The organism is Stenotrophomonas sp. GbtcB23 (assembly GCF_019091045.1).
GTDB classification, from domain to species: Bacteria; Pseudomonadota; Gammaproteobacteria; order Xanthomonadales; family Xanthomonadaceae; genus Stenotrophomonas; species Stenotrophomonas rhizophila_A.
In genome coordinates, this window is sequence record NZ_JAGXKC010000707.1 from 1 (window position 1) to 234 (window position 234).

Sequence of the window (234 nt, forward strand, 5' to 3'; positions counted from 1 at the left end):
GGCTGACCCCGTACATCGCCGTGTTCCTGCTCGATGCCACGGTCGCCGGCTTCGCCGCGCCCGGCGGCGTGCTGCAGAAGGCGCTCAACCGGCTCAGCGAGGTCCTGCTGTCCGGCGGCAACCAGTTCTACGGCGAGGACCGCCGCGAGACCCTGAATTTCGCCAACCAGGCGTATTCGGGCTACGTGCTGGCGCGGGTCAACCGGGGCCCGCTGGGTACCCTGCGCGCGCTGT

At 70.5% G+C, this 234-nt stretch carries 1 protein-coding gene; it reads left to right on the forward strand.

What is annotated here, in order from left to right:
- Positions 1-234: hypothetical protein (locus KVS69_RS20645; RefSeq protein ID WP_217540214.1), on the forward strand; the 234-nt coding region annotated here is incomplete at both ends.